At 71.3% G+C, this 17776-nt stretch carries 13 protein-coding genes and 1 pseudogene; 8 read left to right on the top strand and 6 right to left on the bottom strand.

The genetic code is table 11. The features are described 5' to 3' along the window. Positions 1-31: 31 nt before the first annotated feature. Positions 32-970, bottom strand: a complete 939-nt coding sequence (locus MQP27_RS26670; protein WP_242768313.1) for an NADP-dependent oxidoreductase — start codon at positions 968-970, stop codon at positions 32-34. A gap of 94 nt (positions 971-1064) precedes the next feature. On the opposite strand from MQP27_RS26670, the gene MQP27_RS26665 reads away from it, so the two are divergent. Then, positions 1065-1475, top strand: a complete 411-nt coding sequence (locus MQP27_RS26665; protein ID WP_242768311.1) for a winged helix-turn-helix transcriptional regulator — start codon at positions 1065-1067, stop codon at positions 1473-1475. 25 nt (positions 1476-1500) lie between these two features. Here the strand turns inward: MQP27_RS26665 and MQP27_RS26660 are convergent. Next, a pseudogene (locus MQP27_RS26660) lies at positions 1501-1704 on the bottom strand (VOC family protein); the annotation flags it as partial. A gap of 75 nt (positions 1705-1779) precedes the next feature. Here MQP27_RS26660 and MQP27_RS26655 point away from each other — a divergent pair. Continuing rightward, complete coding sequence (locus MQP27_RS26655) at positions 1780-2484, top strand: LysR substrate-binding domain-containing protein (protein ID WP_242768309.1); 705 nt, start codon at positions 1780-1782, stop codon at positions 2482-2484. A 99-nt stretch (positions 2485-2583) separates the two neighbouring features. On the opposite strand, the gene MQP27_RS26650 is transcribed toward MQP27_RS26655, so the two are convergent. The 3 genes from MQP27_RS26650 to MQP27_RS26640 all read right to left on the bottom strand — a co-directional run bounded on the left by MQP27_RS26650 (position 2584) and on the right by MQP27_RS26640 (position 6030). Next, on the bottom strand, positions 2584-3447 hold the full coding sequence (locus tag MQP27_RS26650) for a hypothetical protein (protein WP_242768301.1): 864 nt from the start codon (positions 3445-3447) through the stop codon (positions 2584-2586). 193 nt (positions 3448-3640) lie between these two features. Continuing rightward, complete coding sequence (locus MQP27_RS26645) at positions 3641-4717, bottom strand: metallophosphoesterase (protein ID WP_242768299.1); 1077 nt, start codon at positions 4715-4717, stop codon at positions 3641-3643. A gap of 200 nt (positions 4718-4917) precedes the next feature. Beyond that, on the bottom strand, positions 4918-6030 hold the full coding sequence (locus tag MQP27_RS26640; RefSeq protein ID WP_242768297.1) for a LacI family DNA-binding transcriptional regulator: 1113 nt from the start codon (positions 6028-6030) through the stop codon (positions 4918-4920). 419 nt (positions 6031-6449) lie between these two features. Here MQP27_RS26640 and hisC point away from each other — a divergent pair, with 419 nt between their 5' ends. The 6 genes from hisC to MQP27_RS26610 all read left to right on the top strand — a co-directional run bounded on the left by hisC (position 6450) and on the right by MQP27_RS26610 (position 16776). Further along, positions 6450-7529: a histidinol-phosphate transaminase gene (hisC, locus tag MQP27_RS26635; RefSeq protein WP_242768295.1), complete on the top strand. Its 1080-nt coding sequence runs from the start codon at positions 6450-6452 to the stop codon at positions 7527-7529. Between the two features lie 198 nt (positions 7530-7727). Then, positions 7728-9236, top strand: a complete 1509-nt coding sequence (locus tag MQP27_RS26630; protein ID WP_242768293.1) for a cytochrome ubiquinol oxidase subunit I — start codon at positions 7728-7730, stop codon at positions 9234-9236. 18 nt (positions 9237-9254) lie between these two features. Beyond that, complete coding sequence (gene cydB / locus MQP27_RS26625; RefSeq protein WP_242768291.1) at positions 9255-10259, top strand: cytochrome d ubiquinol oxidase subunit II; 1005 nt, start codon at positions 9255-9257, stop codon at positions 10257-10259. 35 nt (positions 10260-10294) lie between these two features. Then, positions 10295-13873: a thiol reductant ABC exporter subunit CydD gene (gene cydD, locus MQP27_RS26620; protein ID WP_242768288.1), complete on the top strand. Its 3579-nt coding sequence runs from the start codon at positions 10295-10297 to the stop codon at positions 13871-13873. A gap of 54 nt (positions 13874-13927) precedes the next feature. Then, entirely contained in the window at positions 13928-15613 is a 1686-nt protein-coding gene (locus tag MQP27_RS26615) for a sensor histidine kinase (RefSeq protein ID WP_242768286.1), read from the top strand. A 104-nt stretch (positions 15614-15717) separates the two neighbouring features. Beyond that, positions 15718-16776: a M23 family metallopeptidase gene (locus tag MQP27_RS26610; RefSeq protein WP_242768277.1), complete on the top strand. Its 1059-nt coding sequence runs from the start codon at positions 15718-15720 to the stop codon at positions 16774-16776. An 83-nt stretch (positions 16777-16859) separates the two neighbouring features. On the opposite strand, the gene MQP27_RS26605 is transcribed toward MQP27_RS26610, so the two are convergent. Beyond that, entirely contained in the window at positions 16860-17747 is an 888-nt protein-coding gene (locus tag MQP27_RS26605; protein ID WP_242768275.1) for a Cof-type HAD-IIB family hydrolase, read from the bottom strand. Positions 17748-17776: the final 29 nt, after the last annotated feature.

The raw sequence follows: 17776 nt of genomic DNA, 5'->3' as shown, positions 1-17776 counted from the left end.
GGGGCCCGAGCGGTCACCGCCGGCGGGATGGTCAGGGGACCAGGACGATCTTGCCGGTGGTGCGCCGGGCCTCGATGGCGCGGTGGGCCTCGGCGGCCTCGGCCAGGCGGTAGGTCCGCTGGACGTGGACCCGCAGCCGGCCGGTCTCGATGCGTCCGGTGACCTGTTGCAGCAGGTCACTGGAGGGCTCGGCGGTGACCCAGGTGTAGCGCAGCCCACGGGCGGCGGCCTGTTCCTCGTCCGTTCCGGGGTCGATCGAAGCGCCGATGAGAAGGCCGCCCGGCCGCAGCACGTCCAGGGAACGCGGGCCGTAGGAGCCGCCGACCAAGTCGAGGACCACGTCCACCGGGGCCACGGCGGTCTCGAAGTCGGTGACGGTGTGGTCGATCAGTTCGTCGGCGCCCAGTTTGCGCAGGCGGTCGTGGTTGGCGGCGCGTGCGGTGCCGATGACGTGCGCGCCCAGCTCCTTGGCCAGCTGCACGGCGACATGGCCCACGCCGCCCGCCGCCGCGTGGATCAGGACCCGGTCGCCCGGCCGGACCCGTGCCAGTACGGCCAGCGCCTGCCAGGCGGTGACCGCGACCAGCGGTACGGCCCCGGCGTGCGCCAGGTCGAGGTTCTTGGGCGCGAACGCCAGCGCGTCGGCGGATACGGCGGTGAACTCGGCGTACGCACCACGGCGGCTGACGGCGAGCATGCCGTACACCTGGTCCCCCGGCACGAACCGCGTCACGCCCTCGCCGACCCGCTCGACGACTCCGGACACGTCGTTGCCCGGCGTCCACGGCAGGGTCACCAGCTCCGGCACGCGGCCGGCCCGGAGCACCGCGTCGCCAGGGTTGACCCCGGCTCCGGCGACCCGCAACAGGACCTCACCGGGCCCGGGTTCGGGTACGTCGGTCTCGGTGTAGGCGAGCACCTCGGGACCGCCGAAGGAGGTCTGGACGACGGCGTGCATACGGGTGGACATCAGGACTCCCCATCGGTCGGGCGCGATGCGTCCCATCGTCGGCCCGAGCGATCACCCCACGGAAGAAGGCACTTTTCTGATATCGAGGTTCCTCATGGATACCGGCTTCGACCTGAGAGAACACGGCGGCGTGGACGTCTTCCTGCGGGACTGTCCGACGCGTGCCGTGCTGGAACTCATCGCGAGCAAGTGGACCATGCTGGTGCTGGTCGCCCTGGAGGACGGCCGCCCGATGCGCTTCGCCGAACTGCGCCGGCGGCTGGACGGCGTGACGTCCAAGGTCCTGACGCAGACGCTGCGCGCGCTGGAGCGCGAAGGACTGCTGACCCGTCAGGTCTATCCGACGGTCCCACCCCGCGTGGAGTACCGGCTGACCGAGCTGGGCCGGGAGGTCGGTGGCCTGCTGCAGAGCATCACCGACTGGTCGCAGGCGAACATCGTGGCCATCCAGGCCGCGCGCAAGGACTTCGACGAGCGCACGGCGGCGGCGACTTCGGAGGCGTGACCGCGGGCCGCGGTCAGGCTGTCGTGCCTTCGAGAACCGTGAAGTCGGCCGAGGCGGTGAACTCGTCCCGGTCCAGGGGGTCCACGGTCAGGCAGATGTGGTCGACGTTGGACTCGCCGCGAGGACGGGCCATCAGGTCCACGATGGTTTCCGGGGTGATCCGCACCGAGGGGAACGGCACCTTCCCGGCCCGCCATTCGGCGACGCGTACCGGCTCCAGGCCCGCTGGCCGACGTAGTGGTCCAGGGAGCCGGCATGGGGATTCCTCCGGGAGGGCGTCCGGCTCACCGCGATCGGGCGGCAGTTGGCCGACGACCTCGCTCCCCTCGTCGCCGGGATCGAGGAGGCGCTGCGCAGGGCCGCCGAGGCCAGTCGCGGGGTGACGGGTGAGCTGCGGGTCGCCTTCCTCGGCGAGGGCACCGCCCCCGCACTCCTCAAGGCGGTCGCTCTGTTCGGCGAGCGGCACCCCGACTGCAAGGTCGAGGTACGGGAGGCTCAGCTGTCCGACTCCCGCGCGAGCCTGCTCGACGGCTCGGTCGACGTGCTCATCGCCTCGTACCCCTTCGACGGCATGGCGCGGGGTCCCGTACTGCTGAGGGAGCGTCGGGTGCTCGCCGTGGCCGCCGGGCATCCGCCGGCCGGCGAGGAGGCGGTGTCGCTGGAGGTGCTCGCGGAGCACCCCGTCGTGCAGTATCCGGAGGCGACCTCGGTCGGCTTCAAGCGCGACCGCACCCCGGACCGCACACCCTCGGGCCGCCCGGTGCCGAAGGGGCCGGCCGGAGGGTCGTTCTCCGAGATGCTCACGCTCGTCGCGATGGGCGAGGGTGTGCTCCCGGTCGGCGAACACGCCCGGCGTTACTACCCGAGGCCGGACGTCGCCCATGTGCCGCTCCACGACGCGCCGTTCTTCGAACGGGGACCCGTCTGGCTGGAGGGCAACACCACAGAACGCGTACGGGAATTCGTACGGGCGACCGCGGACGTCGCCGACACACTGCCGGCGGCCTGAATGCGGGCCGGGGCGGTGTGCGCGGACGTCCGGCGGATTTGCCCGGTACTCGGCTTGCGCTCCCCCGCCGACGCGTAGGCGGAAGGCACAAGCCGTCGGTCACTCCAGCTGGTGGTCCGGGCCTCCGAAGTCCGGGCTGGTGTAGTCCGGGCTGGAGAAACTCGGGCGCGGACCGGCGGCCGGGCCGTCCTCCGGGCTGCTGAAGCCCGGCCGGTCGTAGCCGAGGTGCGGGATACGGCTCGGCGCCGCCGGTGCCGTGCGGTGCAGGGCGGCGGAGCCGGGGTCGGAGAGCGCCTCCCGCAGGAAGGGCAGGATGCCGCGCTCCAGAAGCGCCTCGCGCCAGGCGTCCCTGGCCCGGGTCACCTCCTCGCTCAGTTCGCCGTACGGGCCCGACTCCGGGGAGGGCCGGTTGCGCAGGGCGGTGAGCAGCAGCCCCACCGCGGCGACCAGGATCGCGATCGCCGTCATGGCGCCGAACACCCAGCCCGCGGTGAGCATGGTTTTACCGAACGCCTGTTTGGGAGCGAGCGACCTGAGGATGTAGCCGACGAGCAGGAAGATCGCCGCGGCCGTTCCGGCGAGGACGGGGGTGAGGACGGCGGCGACGGCGACGGCGCCCGCGCCGGCCGGCTCGGCCGCCTCGCCGAGGGTGGTGGCGAGCCCCATCACGCCCGTGGCCGGCTCCTCGGAGCCGGTTTCGCGGGCGGTCGCCGGGGTGGACGGCGCCGGGCGGCGCAGTTCCTCGCGAACCTTCACGTAGTGCTGGTACTCGGTCGCCGCGGCCGCCGTGATGAGTGCGGTGGCGTTCAGCGCCATGGTGCGCAGCTGTTCGGGATTCAGCCGCTGTCCGACAGCGGCCAGTTCCGGGCGGTGTGGTGCGGAGCGCAGCGCCTCATCGAGGACCCGCTCGTACTCCTGGCGGTCCTCGCTCAGCAGGTGCTGCGGAACGCTGTTCATGTGCATCCCCCGATGCTCCGTAGGGCTTGGGGCTCGCATGCCAACGAGCCGTCGGGCAGAAACGGAGGGGAGCCTGCTACGGATAAGCCGATGGTAGAGCGGGTACGGCACGCGGTGACAGGGGGTTTCCGGAAATTGGGCCCTGGCCTGCGCCGTTTGTCGTCATTCCTCCGAGAGGTGACGCCTTCCCTGTGAACGTTCAGATATCCAGGGGAAGTTCCTGCACCAGCAGCTTTCCGGCCATGGTCACTCCGCCGTCCATCGCGATGGCCAGGCCTTCCGCGTAGATGTGCGGTCCCTCGACCACCGGACCGGAGTTGTCCTCGCCGTCCTCGGAGCCGACCTCGCCCAGCAGATAGGGAATCGGGCTGTGCCCGTGAACGATGCGGGTGCCGCCGTACGTATCCAGCAGGGAGCGTACGGCGTCTGCACCGCCCTCGTCGCGGAAGGAGAACCGCTTGGTGAACTTGCGGAACAGGTCCCAGCACTCGTCGGCGTCGTTGCGTGTAAGCGTCTCGCGCACGGTGTCGTTGACCGCCTCGATCGAGTCGCCGTAGTCGAGGTAGGCGGTGGTGTCGGAGTGGACGAGCAGATAGCCGTCGACCTCCTCGACCGCGTCCAGGCGTGCCATCCACTGCAGGTGGTGGTCCTGGAGGCGGTCCATGTCGGTCTTCTGGCCGCCGTTGAGCAGCCAGGCCGCCTGGAAGGTGGCGGTGCCCGCGCCGGAGTTGACGGGGGTGTCGCCGAACCGCTTGGCGCCGAGCAGCAGCAGCTCGTGGTTGCCCATGAGCGCCTTGCAGTAGCCGCCGGCCGCGGCCGCTTCCGCGGACAGCCGCATCACCAGGTCGATGACGCCGATGCCGTCCGGGCCGCGGTCGGTGAAGTCGCCGAGGAACCACAGCCGGGCGGTGCCCGCGCTCCAGTTGCCCGCGGCGTCGATGAGGCCCTGGGCCTGCAGGGCGGCCACCAGTTCGTCGAGGTAGCCGTGCACATCGCCGACGACGTAGAGCGGACCCGCGCCGTCCGCGTCCTGCGGGGCGGCGAGGGACGCCGGGTCGACGCCCGTCCGGAGCGTGTCACCGCGGTTGATCACGGGCAGGTCGCGTTCGGTCGGGGTGTACCCATCGGGGTATGTCTCCTCGTGCGGCGGCACGACGTCACCGGGGTGCGTGCTCTGGCCGTACGGACCGGTCTCGTGGACGTACGCGGGCACCCGGAAGTCGGGCAACGTCGCCGTCCGCTCCGCCTCGGGTCCCTGACCGGCCCCCTGAGTCATCAGACCCCTCCACCATCACGCCGCATCTGCACCGCTTCGGACTGCCTGGTCGCAGCGGCCCGCGGTGTCGTGGGCCCATCATAGGAATGCGGATCGCGCCATGTGATGACCCAGGGGTGGTGAATCGGAGCAAGAGTCCAGTTCACCGCGGCTTTCGCCCCGATTGGGCAGAGCTTGGGCCGCCGCTGACAGCGCTTGTTCTACTCCTCTTCGGGCGAACGCGGGGGGCTGACCGTCGTGCGCGGGGACCTTCGCTCGGACGAGGTGCGCACGATCAGCTCCGTCGGTATCACCTGCTCGACCGGTTGGTCCGATTCGACCCCCTCGATCGCGTCGATGAGCAGCTGTACGACGGCCGTGCCGATCCGGCGCGGCTTCAGTGAGAGTGTCGTGATCGGCGGCTCGGTGTTGGCGTACACGGTCGACTCGCTGCAGCAGACCAGAAGCAGGTCGTCCGGTACGCGCAGGCCGTAGCGACGGGCGGCGGCGAGCAGATCGGTGCCGTTCGGGTCGAACAGCCCGTAGACGGCGTCGGGCCGGTCGGGGCGGGCCAGCAGCCGGTCGGCGGCGACGGCGCCCGCGCACGGGTCGTGCGCCGGGTAGGCCTCGTACACCGGGTCCTGGCCGACGCGCTCGCACCAGCGCAGGTACGCCGTGGTCGACAGATGGGTGTACGTGTCCGTCGTCGTCCCCGTCAGCAGGCCGATGCGGCGGGCGCCGGCGTCGGCCAGGTGGTCGAGGATCCCGAGCACGGCGGCCTCGTGGTCGTTGTCGACCCACGCGGTGACCGGCAGGGCGCCGGCCGGACGGCCGTCGGAGACCACCGGTAAACCCTGCCTGACCAGTTCGCTGACCACCGGGTCCTGGTCGGACGGGTCGATCACCACGGTCCCGTCCAGGGCGACGTTCGACCACACGTCGTGGCGCGAGGTCGCGGGCAGGATCACCAGCGCGTAGCCGCGGGCGAGCGCGGCCGAGGTGGCGGCCCGCGCCATCTCGGCGAAGTACGCGAACTCGGTGAAGGTGAAAGGTTCATCCCCGTACGTCGTCACGGTGAGGCCGATGAGGCCCGACTTGCCGGTACGGAGCGTGCGGGCCGCGGCTGACGGGCGGTAGCCCAGCCGGTCGGCGACCTCGCGGACATGGCGGCGGGTGGCGTCCGGGAGCCTGCCCTTGCCGTTCAGGGCGTCGGAGACGGTCGTGATGGAGACTCCGGCGGCGGCGGCCACATCCCTGATGCCCGCCCGGCCCGGCCGGCTGCCTCGACGGGAGGTTTCCGCGCGGCTCACCTGGTGCTTCCCTGCTGCTGTCATGGCGAGCCGATAGTAGGGCTCATGCGGTGGGGTAGGGCGGACGCATATGCACGCGTTGACAGGCACGTTTCTGCAAGGTCATATGCCGTCAACTACCTTTGAAACAAAGTCAGTTGAATGATCCAAGGGCACTACGTGACTTGTCGGCACGTATGAGCCTGCCAAGGGCTGGATGTTTCGAAGAGGTCTCAACTCACCTGCACGGGTGATGCGCGCCAGGGCGTGAGCCACCGGCGCATAGATATATGTAGCCGCGCCCCCCGATTCGTCTGCGTTCGTACGGTGATGCGCCTGATGTTGGTGTGACGGATGAGGTCGGCCCTCCCGGCGAACCCGGTCCGCGCTCACCTGTACGCAGCGGCGCCGAATCCTCATAAGGTGAGCAGTATTGGAAGCCGGTGGTCATGAGGAGGACTGCGGTGAGCGAGACGAGCCCGAAGCTGCGCGCCGAGCTGGCGGGTATCCCGACCTACAAGCCGGGGAAGCCCGCCGCGGCCGGTGGGCCGGTGGCCTACAAGCTGTCCTCCAACGAGAACCCCTATCCGCCGCTGCCCGGTGTGATGGAGAGCGTGACGGCCGCTGCTTCCTCCTTCAACCGCTACCCGGACATGGCCTGCACGGGCCTGATGAACGAACTGTCCGAGCGCTTCGGCGTCCCGCTCTCCCACCTGGCCACCGGCACCGGTTCGGTGGGCGTCGCCCAGCAGTTGATCCAGTCCACCGCCGGCCCCGGCGACGAGGTCGTCTACGCCTGGCGGTCCTTCGAGGCGTACCCGATCATCACGCAGATCAGCGGAGCCACCTCGGTGCAGGTGCCGCTGACGCCCGGTGACGTGCACGACCTGGACGCGATGGCGGACGCGGTCACCGACCGCACGCGACTCGTGTTCGTCTGCAACCCCAACAACCCGACCGGCACGGTCGTGAAGCGGGCCGAGCTGGAGCGCTTCCTCGACCGGGTGCCGAGCGATGTGCTGGTCGTGCTCGACGAGGCCTACCGCGAATTCATCCGCGACAACGAGGTCCCGGACGGCGTCGAGCTGTACCGCGAGCGCCCCAACGTCTGCGTCCTGCGCACCTTCTCCAAGGCGTACGGCCTCGCGGGGCTGCGGGTCGGCTTCGCGATCGCCCATGAGCCGGTGGCGGCGGCGCTGCGCAAGACGGCCGTGCCGTTCGGCGTGAGCCAGCTCGCCCAGGACGCGGCGATCGCCTCGCTGCGCGCGGAGGACGAACTGCTCGGCCGGGTCGGCTCGCTGGTGTGCGAGCGCAACCGTGTCGTGGAGACGCTGCGGGCCCAGGGCTGGACGGTGCCCGAGACCCAGGCCAACTTCGTGTGGCTGCGCCTGGGGGAGCGCACGGTCGACTTCGCGCAGGCCTGTGAGCAGCACGGTGTGGTGGTCCGGCCGTTCCCGGGCGAGGGCGTGCGGGTGACGGTCGGGGAGACCGAGGCGAACGACATCTTCCTGAAGGTGACGGAGGCCTTCCGCAAGGAGCTGTAGTAGTCGTCGCGAGCTGCGGGGCGCGTCGGTTTCACGTGAAACCGACGCGCCCTGTGCGCTATAGGCCGACCGGTCCTGTACAGGTGTGACCTATCGGACCCGCTTAGGGACCCCCCGCCCATCCCGTGTCGAACGGGTATGGTCCATAATTGCTTGTGAATGTGAACGCTTTCACAAGCGCATGTAAGGAGCGGCGACGTGAACCTGGCTTTGGCGCCGGAGACGCTGGCGCGCTGGCAGTTCGGTATCACCACCGTCTACCACTTCCTCTTCGTCCCGCTCACGATCTCGCTCGCCGCCCTCACGGCCGGCCTGCAGACCGCCTGGGTGCGTACGGAGAAGGAGAAGTACCTCCGGGCGACCAAGTTCTGGGGCAAGCTCTTCCTGATCAACATCGCGATGGGCGTGGTCACCGGCATCGTGCAGGAGTTCCAGTTCGGCATGAACTGGTCCGACTACTCGCGCTTCGTCGGTGACATCTTCGGCGCCCCGCTCGCCTTCGAGGCGCTGATCGCCTTCTTCTTCGAGTCGACCTTCATCGGCCTGTGGATCTTCGGCTGGGACAAGCTGCCCAAGAAGATCCACCTGGCCTGCATCTGGATGGTCTCGATCGGCACGATCCTGTCGGCGTACTTCATCCTCGCGGCCAACTCCTGGATGCAGCACCCCGTCGGCTACAAGATCAACAAGGCCAAGGGGCGGGCCGAACTCACCGACTTCTGGCACGTGCTGACCCAGAACACCGCGCTGGCCCAGGCCTTCCACACGCTCAGCGCGTCCTTCCTGACCGGTGGCGCGTTCATGGTCGGCATCGCGGCCTTCCACCTCTTCCGCAAGAAGCACGTCTCCGTGATGAAGAGCTCGCTGCGCCTCGGCCTGGTCACCGTGGTCATCGCCGGAATGCTCACCGCGATCAGCGGCGACACCCTCGGCAAGGTGATGTTCAAGCAGCAGCCGATGAAGATGGCCGCCGCGGAGGCGCTGTGGGACGGCCAGGACTCCGCACCGTTCTCGATCTTCGCGTACGGCGACGTCAGCAAGGGCCACAACACCGTCGAGCTGTCCGTCCCCGGGATACTGTCGTTCCTCGCCGACGACGACTTCAACTCGTACGTCCCCGGCATCAACGACACCAACAAGGCCGAGCAGCAGAAGTACGGCCCCGGCGACTACCGGCCCAACATCCCGGTCGCCTTCTGGGCGTTCCGCTGGATGATCGGCTTCGGCATGGCGTCCTTCGCCATCGGCATCCTCGGCCTGTGGCTGACCCGCAAGAAGTTCATGCTGCCCCAGCATCTGCGGGTCGGCGACGACGAGGTGCCGCATCTGGTGCTCTTCCGCAACAAGGCGCTGAGCCCCAAGCTCGGCAGGCTGTACTGGCTGGTGGCCATCTGGACCCTGGGCTTCCCGCTGATCGCCAACTCCTGGGGCTGGATCTTCACCGAGATGGGCCGCCAGCCGTGGGTCGTCTACGGCGTCCTGCAGACCCGGCACGCGGTCTCCCCCGGTGTCTCCCAGGCCGAGGTCCTCACCTCGATGATCACCTTCACCGCGCTGTACGCCGTCCTCGCCGTCGTCGAGGTCAAGCTGATGGTGAAGTACGTCAAGGCCGGCCCGCCCGAGCTCACCGAGGCAGACCTCAACCCGCCCACGAAGATCGGCGGCGACACCCGTGACGCCGACAAGCCGATGGCCTTCTCGTACTAGGCCGAGGGAGATCGAGTCATGGAACTTCACGACGTCTGGTTCGTGCTCATCGCCGTCCTGTGGACCGGCTACTTCTTCCTGGAGGGCTTCGACTTCGGGGTCGGCATCCTCACCAAGCTGCTCGCCCGGGACCGGCCCGAGAAGCGGGTGCTGATCAACACCATCGGCCCGGTCTGGGACGGCAACGAGGTGTGGCTGCTCACGGCGGGCGGCGCGACCTTCGCCGCCTTCCCCGAGTGGTACGCCACCCTCTTCTCCGGCTTCTACCTGCCGCTGCTGATCATCCTGGTCTGCCTGATCGTGCGCGGGGTCGCCTTCGAGTACCGCGCCAAGCGGCCCGAGGAGAACTGGCAGCGCAACTGGGAGACCGCGATCTTCTGGACCTCGCTGATCCCGGCGTTCCTGTGGGGCGTGGCCTTCGGCAACATCGTGCGGGGCGTGAAGATCGACAAGAACCTCGAGTACGTCGGCACCTTCTGGGACCTGCTCAACCCGTACGCCCTCCTCGGCGGCCTGGTCACGCTGACGCTGTTCACCTTCCACGGAGCGGTGTTCACGGCGCTCAAGACCGTCGGCGACATCCGGGTCCGCGCGCGGGCACTGGCGACGAAGGTCGGTCTGCTCACCGCCGTACTGGCGCTGGTCTTCCTGCTCTGGACGCAGGTCGACAGCGGCGACGGCAAGAGCCTGGTCGCGCTGATCGTGGCCGTCGCCGCCCTGGTCGCGGCGCTGGCGGCGAACCAGGCCGGGCGTGAGGGCTGGTCGTTCGCGCTGTCCGGCGTCACGATCGTGGCCGCGGTGGCGATGCTCTTCCTGTCGCTCTTCCCGAACGTCATGCCGTCGTCGCTCAACGAGGACTGGAGCCTCACGGTCACCAACGCCTCGTCGAGCGCGTACACCCTGAAGATCATGACCTGGCTGGCGGCGATCGCCACCCCGCTCGTCCTGCTCTACCAGGGCTGGACCTACTGGGTGTTCCGCAAGCGCATCGGTACGCAGCACATCGCTGAGTCCGTGCACTGAACGTCGCCGAGACCGTGCACTGAGGTGTGTTTCACGTGAAACCAATCGATCCGCGTCTGCTCCGATACGCCCGTGCCACCCGCCTGTTCATGGCGGCCGTGGTCGGCCTGGGCGTCCTCGGTGCCCTCCTGGTCATCGCGCAGGCGATGCTCATCGCCGAAGTGGTGGTGGGCGCCTTCCAGCACGGGATGTCGGTCAGTGAACTGCGCACTCCCCTGTTGCTGTTGGTGGCCGTGGCCGGTGGTCGCGCCCTGGTCTCCTGGCTCACCGAGCTCGCCGCCCACCGGGCGAGCGCGGCGGTGAAGTCGGAGCTGCGGGGGCGGCTGCTGGAGCGGGCGGTCGCGCTGGGGCCCGGCTGGCTCGGCGGACAGCGGACCGGATCGCTGGTCGCCCTGGCCACGCGTGGAGTCGACGCCCTCGACGACTACTTCTCGCGCTATCTGCCGCAGCTGGGGCTCGCGGTGGTCGTGCCGGTGGCGGTCCTGGCGCGGGTCGTCACCGAGGACTGGGTCTCGGCGGCCATCATCGTGGGGACCCTGCCGCTCATCCCGGTCTTCATGATCCTCATCGGCTGGGCCACGCAGTCCCGGATGGACCGTCAGTGGCAGCTGCTGTCCCGCCTGTCCGGGCACTTCCTGGACGTCGTCGCGGGACTGCCGACCCTGAAGGTGTTCGGGCGAGCCAAGGCACAGGCCGAGTCGATCAAGCGCATCACCGGCGAGTACCGGCAGGCGACCATGCGGACCCTGCGGATCGCCTTCATCTCCTCCTTCGCCCTGGAGCTGCTCGCCACGCTCTCGGTGGCGCTGGTCGCCGTGACCATCGGCATGCGGCTCGTGCACGGCGAGATGGACCTGTACGTCGGCCTCGTCATCCTGGTGCTGGCGCCGGAGGCGTATCTGCCGCTGCGCCAGGTCGGGGCGCAGTACCACGCGGCGGCGGAGGGTCTCGCGGCCGCCGAGGAGATCTTCGCGGTACTGGAGACGCCTGTCCCGGCCTCGGGCAGCGGTGCCGTGCCGGCGGGCGCCGTGGCCTTCGAGGGGGTCACCGTCCGCTATCCGGGCCGGGCCGAGGACGCCGTGTCGGACGTGTCCTTCGCCGTCGAGTCCGGGGAGACCGTGGCTCTCGTCGGGCCGAGCGGGGCGGGCAAGTCGACGCTGCTGAACGTGCTGTTGGGATTCGTGCCGGCGACCGAGGGGCGGGTGCGGATCGGGGGAGTCGATCTCGCCGAGGTCGACCTGGAGCAGTGGCGGTCGCGGATCGCCTGGGTGCCGCAGCGGCCGCACCTGTTCGCCGGGACCATCGCCGAGAACGTACGGCTGGCGCGCCCCGACGCCGACGATGCCGCCGTACGGCGGGCGTTGGGGGACGCCGGGGCGCTGGAGTTCGTGGACGCGCTGCCCGCCGGGCCCGGCACGGTGCTCGGCGAGGACGGTGCCGGACTCTCCGCGGGCCAGCGGCAACGGCTCGCGCTGGCCCGGGCGTTCCTCGCGGACCGGCCCGTACTGCTCCTAGACGAGCCGACGGCCGCGCTGGACGGCGCCACCGAGGCGGAGGTCGTGGAGGCGGTACGGCGGCTTGCGGTGGGGCGGACGGTGCTGCTGGTGGTGCATCGCCCGGCGTTGCTCGGGGTGGCGGATCGAGTGGTGCGGGTGGCGGAACCGGCCCGTGCCCACCCGCGCCTTGGCGTGAGCAGCGCGGCAACCGCCGTAGAGCCGGCGGGGGCAGGCGCGAGCGACGGGGAGGGCGCGGTTGGGCGCACGGAGGGTTCCGCCCACCAGACCTCCCGCGCCGCGGAACCCGTTCCACCTCTGGCGGCCGCCGACGGCAGCCTCACTCATGCCCGAGGCCTGTCCGGGCACCGTCTCGGCGTCCTCGCCCGGGTCCGCGCCATGGCCGCGCCCCGCCGCAGCCGCCTGACCCTCGCCCTCCTCCTCGGCACCCTCGCCCTCGGCAGTGCCGTAGGACTCATGGCGACCTCCGGCTGGCTCATCTCGCGGGCCTCCCAGCAGCCTCCCGTGCTGTACCTGATGGTGGCCGTGACGGCGACGCGGGCCTTCGGGATCGGGCGGGCCGTGTTCCGGTACGGCGAGCGGCTGGTGTCGCACGACGCCGTGCTGCGGATGCTCGCCGACACCAGGGTCGCCGTCTACCGACGCCTGGAGCGACTGGCGCCCGCCGGGCTGCGCCGTACCCGCCGGGGCGATCTGCTCTCGCGGCTCGTCGCCGACGTGGACGCCCTGCAGGACTACTGGCTGCGCTGGCTGCTGCCCGCCGGTGCCGCCGCGCTCGTGTCGGCCGCCTCCGTCGGCTTCACGGCGTGGCTGCTGCCCGAGGCCGGCGCCATGCTCGCCCTCGGCCTGCTCGCGGCCGGCGTCGGCGTCCCGCTGATCACCGGCGCCGTCGCCCGGCGCGCCGAACGCAGGCTGGCCCCCGCCCGAGGGGTGCTGGCCACGCGGGTGACCGACCTGCTCACCGGCACCGCGGAGTTGACCGTCGCCGGCGCCCTGCCCGCCCGTACGGCCGAAGCCCGCCGGGCCGACGGCACGCTCACCCGGATCGCCTCCCGCGCGGCCACCGCCACCGCGCTCGGCGACGGGCTCACCTCTCTGATCTCCGGCCTGACCGTCGCCGCCACCGCCCTCGCGGGCGCCCAGGGTGTCGCCGACGGGCGGCTCGGCGGCGTCGCGATGGCGGTCGTCGTCCTCACTCCGCTGGCCGCCTTCGAGGCCGTGCTCGGCATGCCGCTCGCCGTGCAGTACCGGCAGCGGGTGCGCAGGAGCGCCGAGCGCGTGTACGAGGTGCTCGACGCGCCCGCGCCGGTACGGGAGCCCGAGCGGCCCCGGCAGGCGCCCGCCTCCCCCTTCCCGGTCGCCCTCAAGGGCCTCACCGCCCGGCACGCGGGGCAGGACCGGGACGCGCTCACGGGTCTCGATCTCACCCTCGACCAGGGGCGCCGGGTCGCCGTCGTCGGACCGTCCGGTTCCGGCAAGACCACCCTCGCCCAGACCCTGCTGCGGTTCCTGGACGCGGAGGCCGGCTCCTACACGCTGGCCGGCGTCGACGCGTACGCGCTCGACAGCGACGACGTACGACGGCTGGTCGGGCTGTGCGCGCAGGACGCGCACCTCTTCGACAGCTCGGTGCGCGAGAACCTGCTGCTGGCGAGGAAGGACGCCACCGAGGACGACCTGCGCGAGGCGCTCGCCGGGGCCCGGCTGCTGGACTGGGCCGACGGTCTGCCCGACGGGCTCGACACGCTGGTCGGCGAGCACGGCGCACGGCTGTCCGGCGGGCAGCGGCAGCGACTCGCGCTGGCCCGCGCGCTGCTGGCCGACTTCCCGGTACTGGTGCTCGACGAGCCCGCCGAGCACCTCGACCTGCCCACGGCCGACGCGCTGACGGCCGACCTGCTGGCCGCCACCGAGGGCCGCACGACGCTGCTCATCACGCACCGGCTGACCGGTCTCGAGACGGTCGACGAGGTCGTCGTACTCGATCAGGGGCGGGTCGTGCAGCGCGGGTCGTACGCGGAGCTGGCCGCTGTGCCTGGGCCCTTGCGGGCGATGGTGGAGCGGGAGGCGGAGGCGGAGTCGCTGGTGGGAGCGTCGTAGGACGCGACCCCGTCTCAAGTTTCCGTGACAAAGGGGACTAACTACGCTCGGGGCATGTCCGTCGCACCGTCGTCCGGCCCCGGGCGTCCCCTGTCAGGCCTCTCCGCCGAACTGGCCGCGCATGTGCCACAGCTCCTGGAGGCGATGCGGTCCGTCGGGAGTGGGCTCGAACTGCACTCCACACTGGAGCGGATCTGCGCGACCGCGGCCGATCTGACGGGTGCCCGGTACGCGGCGATCGGGGTCGTCGACGAGGACGGGGACGGGCTCGCCGACTTCGTCTTCCGCGGGGTGGACGCGGAGACCGCGCGTCGGATCGGGCGGTTGCCCGACGGGCACAAGGGGCTGCTCGGGGCGCTGATCCGGGACCCGGAGCCGGTGCGGGTCGCGGATCTGACGCGGGATCCGCGATCGTGCGGCTTTCCCGAGCACCACCCCGTGATGCGCGGCTTCCTGGGGCTGCCGATCCGGGTGCAGGGCGAGATCTTCGGCAATCTGTATCTGACGGAGAAGCACGGCGGCCGGCCGTTCGACGACTTCGACCTGGCCATGGTCCGGGTGCTGGCGACCGAGGCCGGTATCGCCGTCGGCAACGCGCGGCTGTACGAGGCGGCAAGGCAGCGGGAGCAGTGGATCGACGGGTCGGTGGCGGTCACCACGGCGCTGCTGTCGGGCGGGGACACCGACGACGCGCTCCAGGTCGTCGCCGAGCAGGCGCGCCGGCTGTCCGGGTCCGCGGCCGGGATCGTGCTGCTGCCCGCCGACGAGGGCGGCCTGGAGATCGTGGCCGTGGCCGCGGACCGGCCCTCCACGATGCTGGGCTCGGTCGTCCCGCCGGACAGCGAGCTGGTCGCCGAACTCCTCGCCGGGCAGGCCGTGTTCATCGACGACGCGGCCACCGACCGGCGCATGCTCACCCCGCACGGGCGCGTGTACGGGCCGGTCATGATGCTGCCGCTGCAGAGCGACGGACGCGTCCTGGGGGCCCTTGTCACCCCGCGGGCGCAAGGGGAGCCCGCGTTCACGGAGGCCGAGCGGACGATGGCGGCCCAGTTCGCCTCGCAGGCCGCGCTCGCGCTGATGATGGCCGAGGCGCAGCGGGACCGGGAGCGGCTCGCGGTGTACGAGGACCGCGACCGGATCGCCCGTGACCTGCACGATCTTGTCATCCAGCGGCTGTTCGCGACCGGCATGATGCTGGAGAGCGCCCAGCGCGCGTCGGGCGTGCCCGAGGTGCGGGACGGGGTCGGCAAGGCGGTCGACGAGCTCGACGTCACCATCCAGGAGATCCGCACGGCCGTCTTCGCGCTCCAGCAGGGCCCCGCCGAGGTGCCCTCCGGGCTGAGCACGCGCGTGCTGCGCGAGATCGCCATGGCCGCCGTGCCGCTCGGCTTCAGGCCCGCGCACCGCTTCGTCGGCGCGGTCGACACCCTGGTCGGCGACCTCACCGGCAAGAACCTCATCGCCGCCCTGCGCGAGGCCCTCTCCAACGCCTTCCGGCACGCCCGGGCCTCCCGGATCGACGTCGTCGTCGACGCGACGGTGACCCTGCCGGACGGACGCCCGGGCGTACGGCTGACGGTCGCGGACGACGGCGTCGGGATCCCGGCCGGCGGCCGCCGCAGCGGCCTGAACAACCTCGAACGGCGGGCCGAGTCCCTGGGCGGCGACAGCAGACACGGGCCGGGCATCGGGGAGGGCGGCGGCGGTACGACGGTGGTGTGGGAGGCGCCGTACTGAGCCGGGCACCGGAAGGCCGACCGTGCCCCGTCCGCAGCAACGGGTCCCCCGGGCGTACGAGTTGAACAGGACCGGAACCGGGGTGCCGGGTCACGATCGCTGACATGCGCTCACCTCGCCGTCACCCGCTGCTCGTTCCGGCGCTGCTGTGCGCTCTCGCCGTGCTGGCGGCCCGCCCGACGGCGGCCGACGGGGAACCGGGCGACCAGGACGGCGACTCGGACGTGAGTGCGCAGGTGGCGCGGCTCTACCAGGACGCGGCGGTGGCGACGCAGCGGTACGAGGCGGGCCGGCAGGAGGCTGAGCTGCAGCGGGCGCGGGCAGGCCGGGCGGAGGCGCTGCTCGCCCGCGAACGGCAGGAGATCGCCGTGATGCACGAGGACCTGGGGCGTATCGCCCGCGCCCAGTACCGCACCGGCGGCGGGCTCCCGCTGACCGCGCAGATCATCCTCGCGAAGAGCCCGGACGAGCTGATGCGCGGTCAGCATGTCTTCTCGCAGGCGAATCTGGCGCTGGAGAACGCGGTCGGCAAGAGCCGCCGGGCCGAGGCGCGGCTGGCCGCCGACGAGAAGAAGGCGGCGGCTCAGTGGCAGGCCCTGGAGAAGCGGAACGCCGGGCTCGCGGCCATGAAGGACGGCATCCAGCGCAGCCTCGAACAGGCGCGGTGGGAGTTGCAGGGCCGGGCGGACGCGTCGGTGGCGGCGGGCAGCTGCCGTGGCGCGGTCCGGCTGGACCAGCCGAATACGCAGGTCACGCAGGCGTGGGTCACGCCGGTGGAGACGTACGAACTCTCGGCGGGCTTCGGCAGTGGCGGCGAGCGGTGGGCGAACCGGCACACCGGGCAGGACTTCGCGGTGCCGATCGGGACGCCGGTGCGGGCGGTCGGCGCGGGCCGCGTGGTGAGGGTGTCCTGCGGGGGCGCCTTCGGCATCGAGATCGTGATCGAGCATCCCGGCGGCTACTACACGCAGTACGCCCACCTGGCCGCCGTGACGGTCGACCAGGGCGAGCGGGTGGGCGCCGGCCAGTGGATCGCCCAGTCCGGCACCAGCGGCAACTCCACCGGCCCGCACCTGCACTTCGAGGTCCGCGTCACCCCGGAGCTGGGCTCGGCGGTGGACCCGCTGCCGTGGCTGGCGGCACGGGGCGTGCCGGTCGGATAGCGGCGCGGCGTTCGATGCAAGAGACGCGATGTAAGAGGCGCGCTCAATGGCCGACGCCCCTTACAAGCGTCCGTCGGCCTCCGCTACCCCCGCTCCGCCAGCATCCGCTCGATCACGACCGCCACCCCGTCCTCGTTGTTGGCGACCGTCCGGCCCGAGGCCGCGGCGATGACGTCCGGGTGGGCGTTGCCCATCGCGTACGAGCGGCCCGCCCAGGTCAGCATCTCGACGTCGTTCGGCATGTCGCCGAAGGCGACGACCTGTTCGTGCGAGATGCCGCGCTCGGCGCAGCACAGGGCGAGCGTGCTGGCCTTGGAGACGCCGGGGCCGCTGATCTCCAGCAGGGCGCTGGGGCTGGAACGGGTGACGTTGGCGCGGTCGCCGATGGCGAGGCGGGCGGTGGTGAGGAAGCCGTCCGGGTCGAGCGAGGGGTGGTAGGCGAGGATCTTGAGCACCGGCTCGCCGGCCGCGGGCCCGTCCGGCGCCAGCAGCTCCTCGGCGGGCGCGAGGTTGTCCGGTATCTCCATGTGCAGCTTGGGATAGTCCGGCTCCTGGTAGAAGCCGTACGTCTGCTCGACCGCGTACACCGTGCCGGGCGCCGCGTCCCGCAGCAGTCGTACGGCGTCCCGCGCGTTGTCCTTCGCCAGCTCGCGCACCTTCACGAAGCGGTGGGCGCCGGGGCCGCCGTGCAGGTCGACCACCGCCGCGCCGTTGCCGCAGATGGCCAGGCCGTGGCCGTGCACGTGGTCGCTGACGACGTCCATCCAGCGGGCCGGGCGGCCGGTGACGAAGAAGACCTCGATGCCCGCCTCCTCGGCGGCGGCGAGGGCGGCGACCGTGCGCGGGGAGACGGACTTGTCGTCGCGCAGCAGGGTGCCGTCGAGATCGGTGGCTATGAGCCGGGGCGGAACGGCGGCGGCCGGGGTCTCGGGCTGTCGAGTCGCTGAGGTCACCCGGCCATTCTCCCGCATATGCCCGCACGGCCGTGCGGGACCGCGCA

The organism is Streptomyces cylindrosporus (assembly GCF_022698165.1).
Lineage (GTDB): Bacteria > Actinomycetota > Actinomycetes > Streptomycetales > Streptomycetaceae > Streptomyces > Streptomyces cylindrosporus.
The sequence above is the reverse complement of the archived record's forward strand: the minus strand, read 5'-3'. Positions and strand labels throughout refer to the sequence as shown.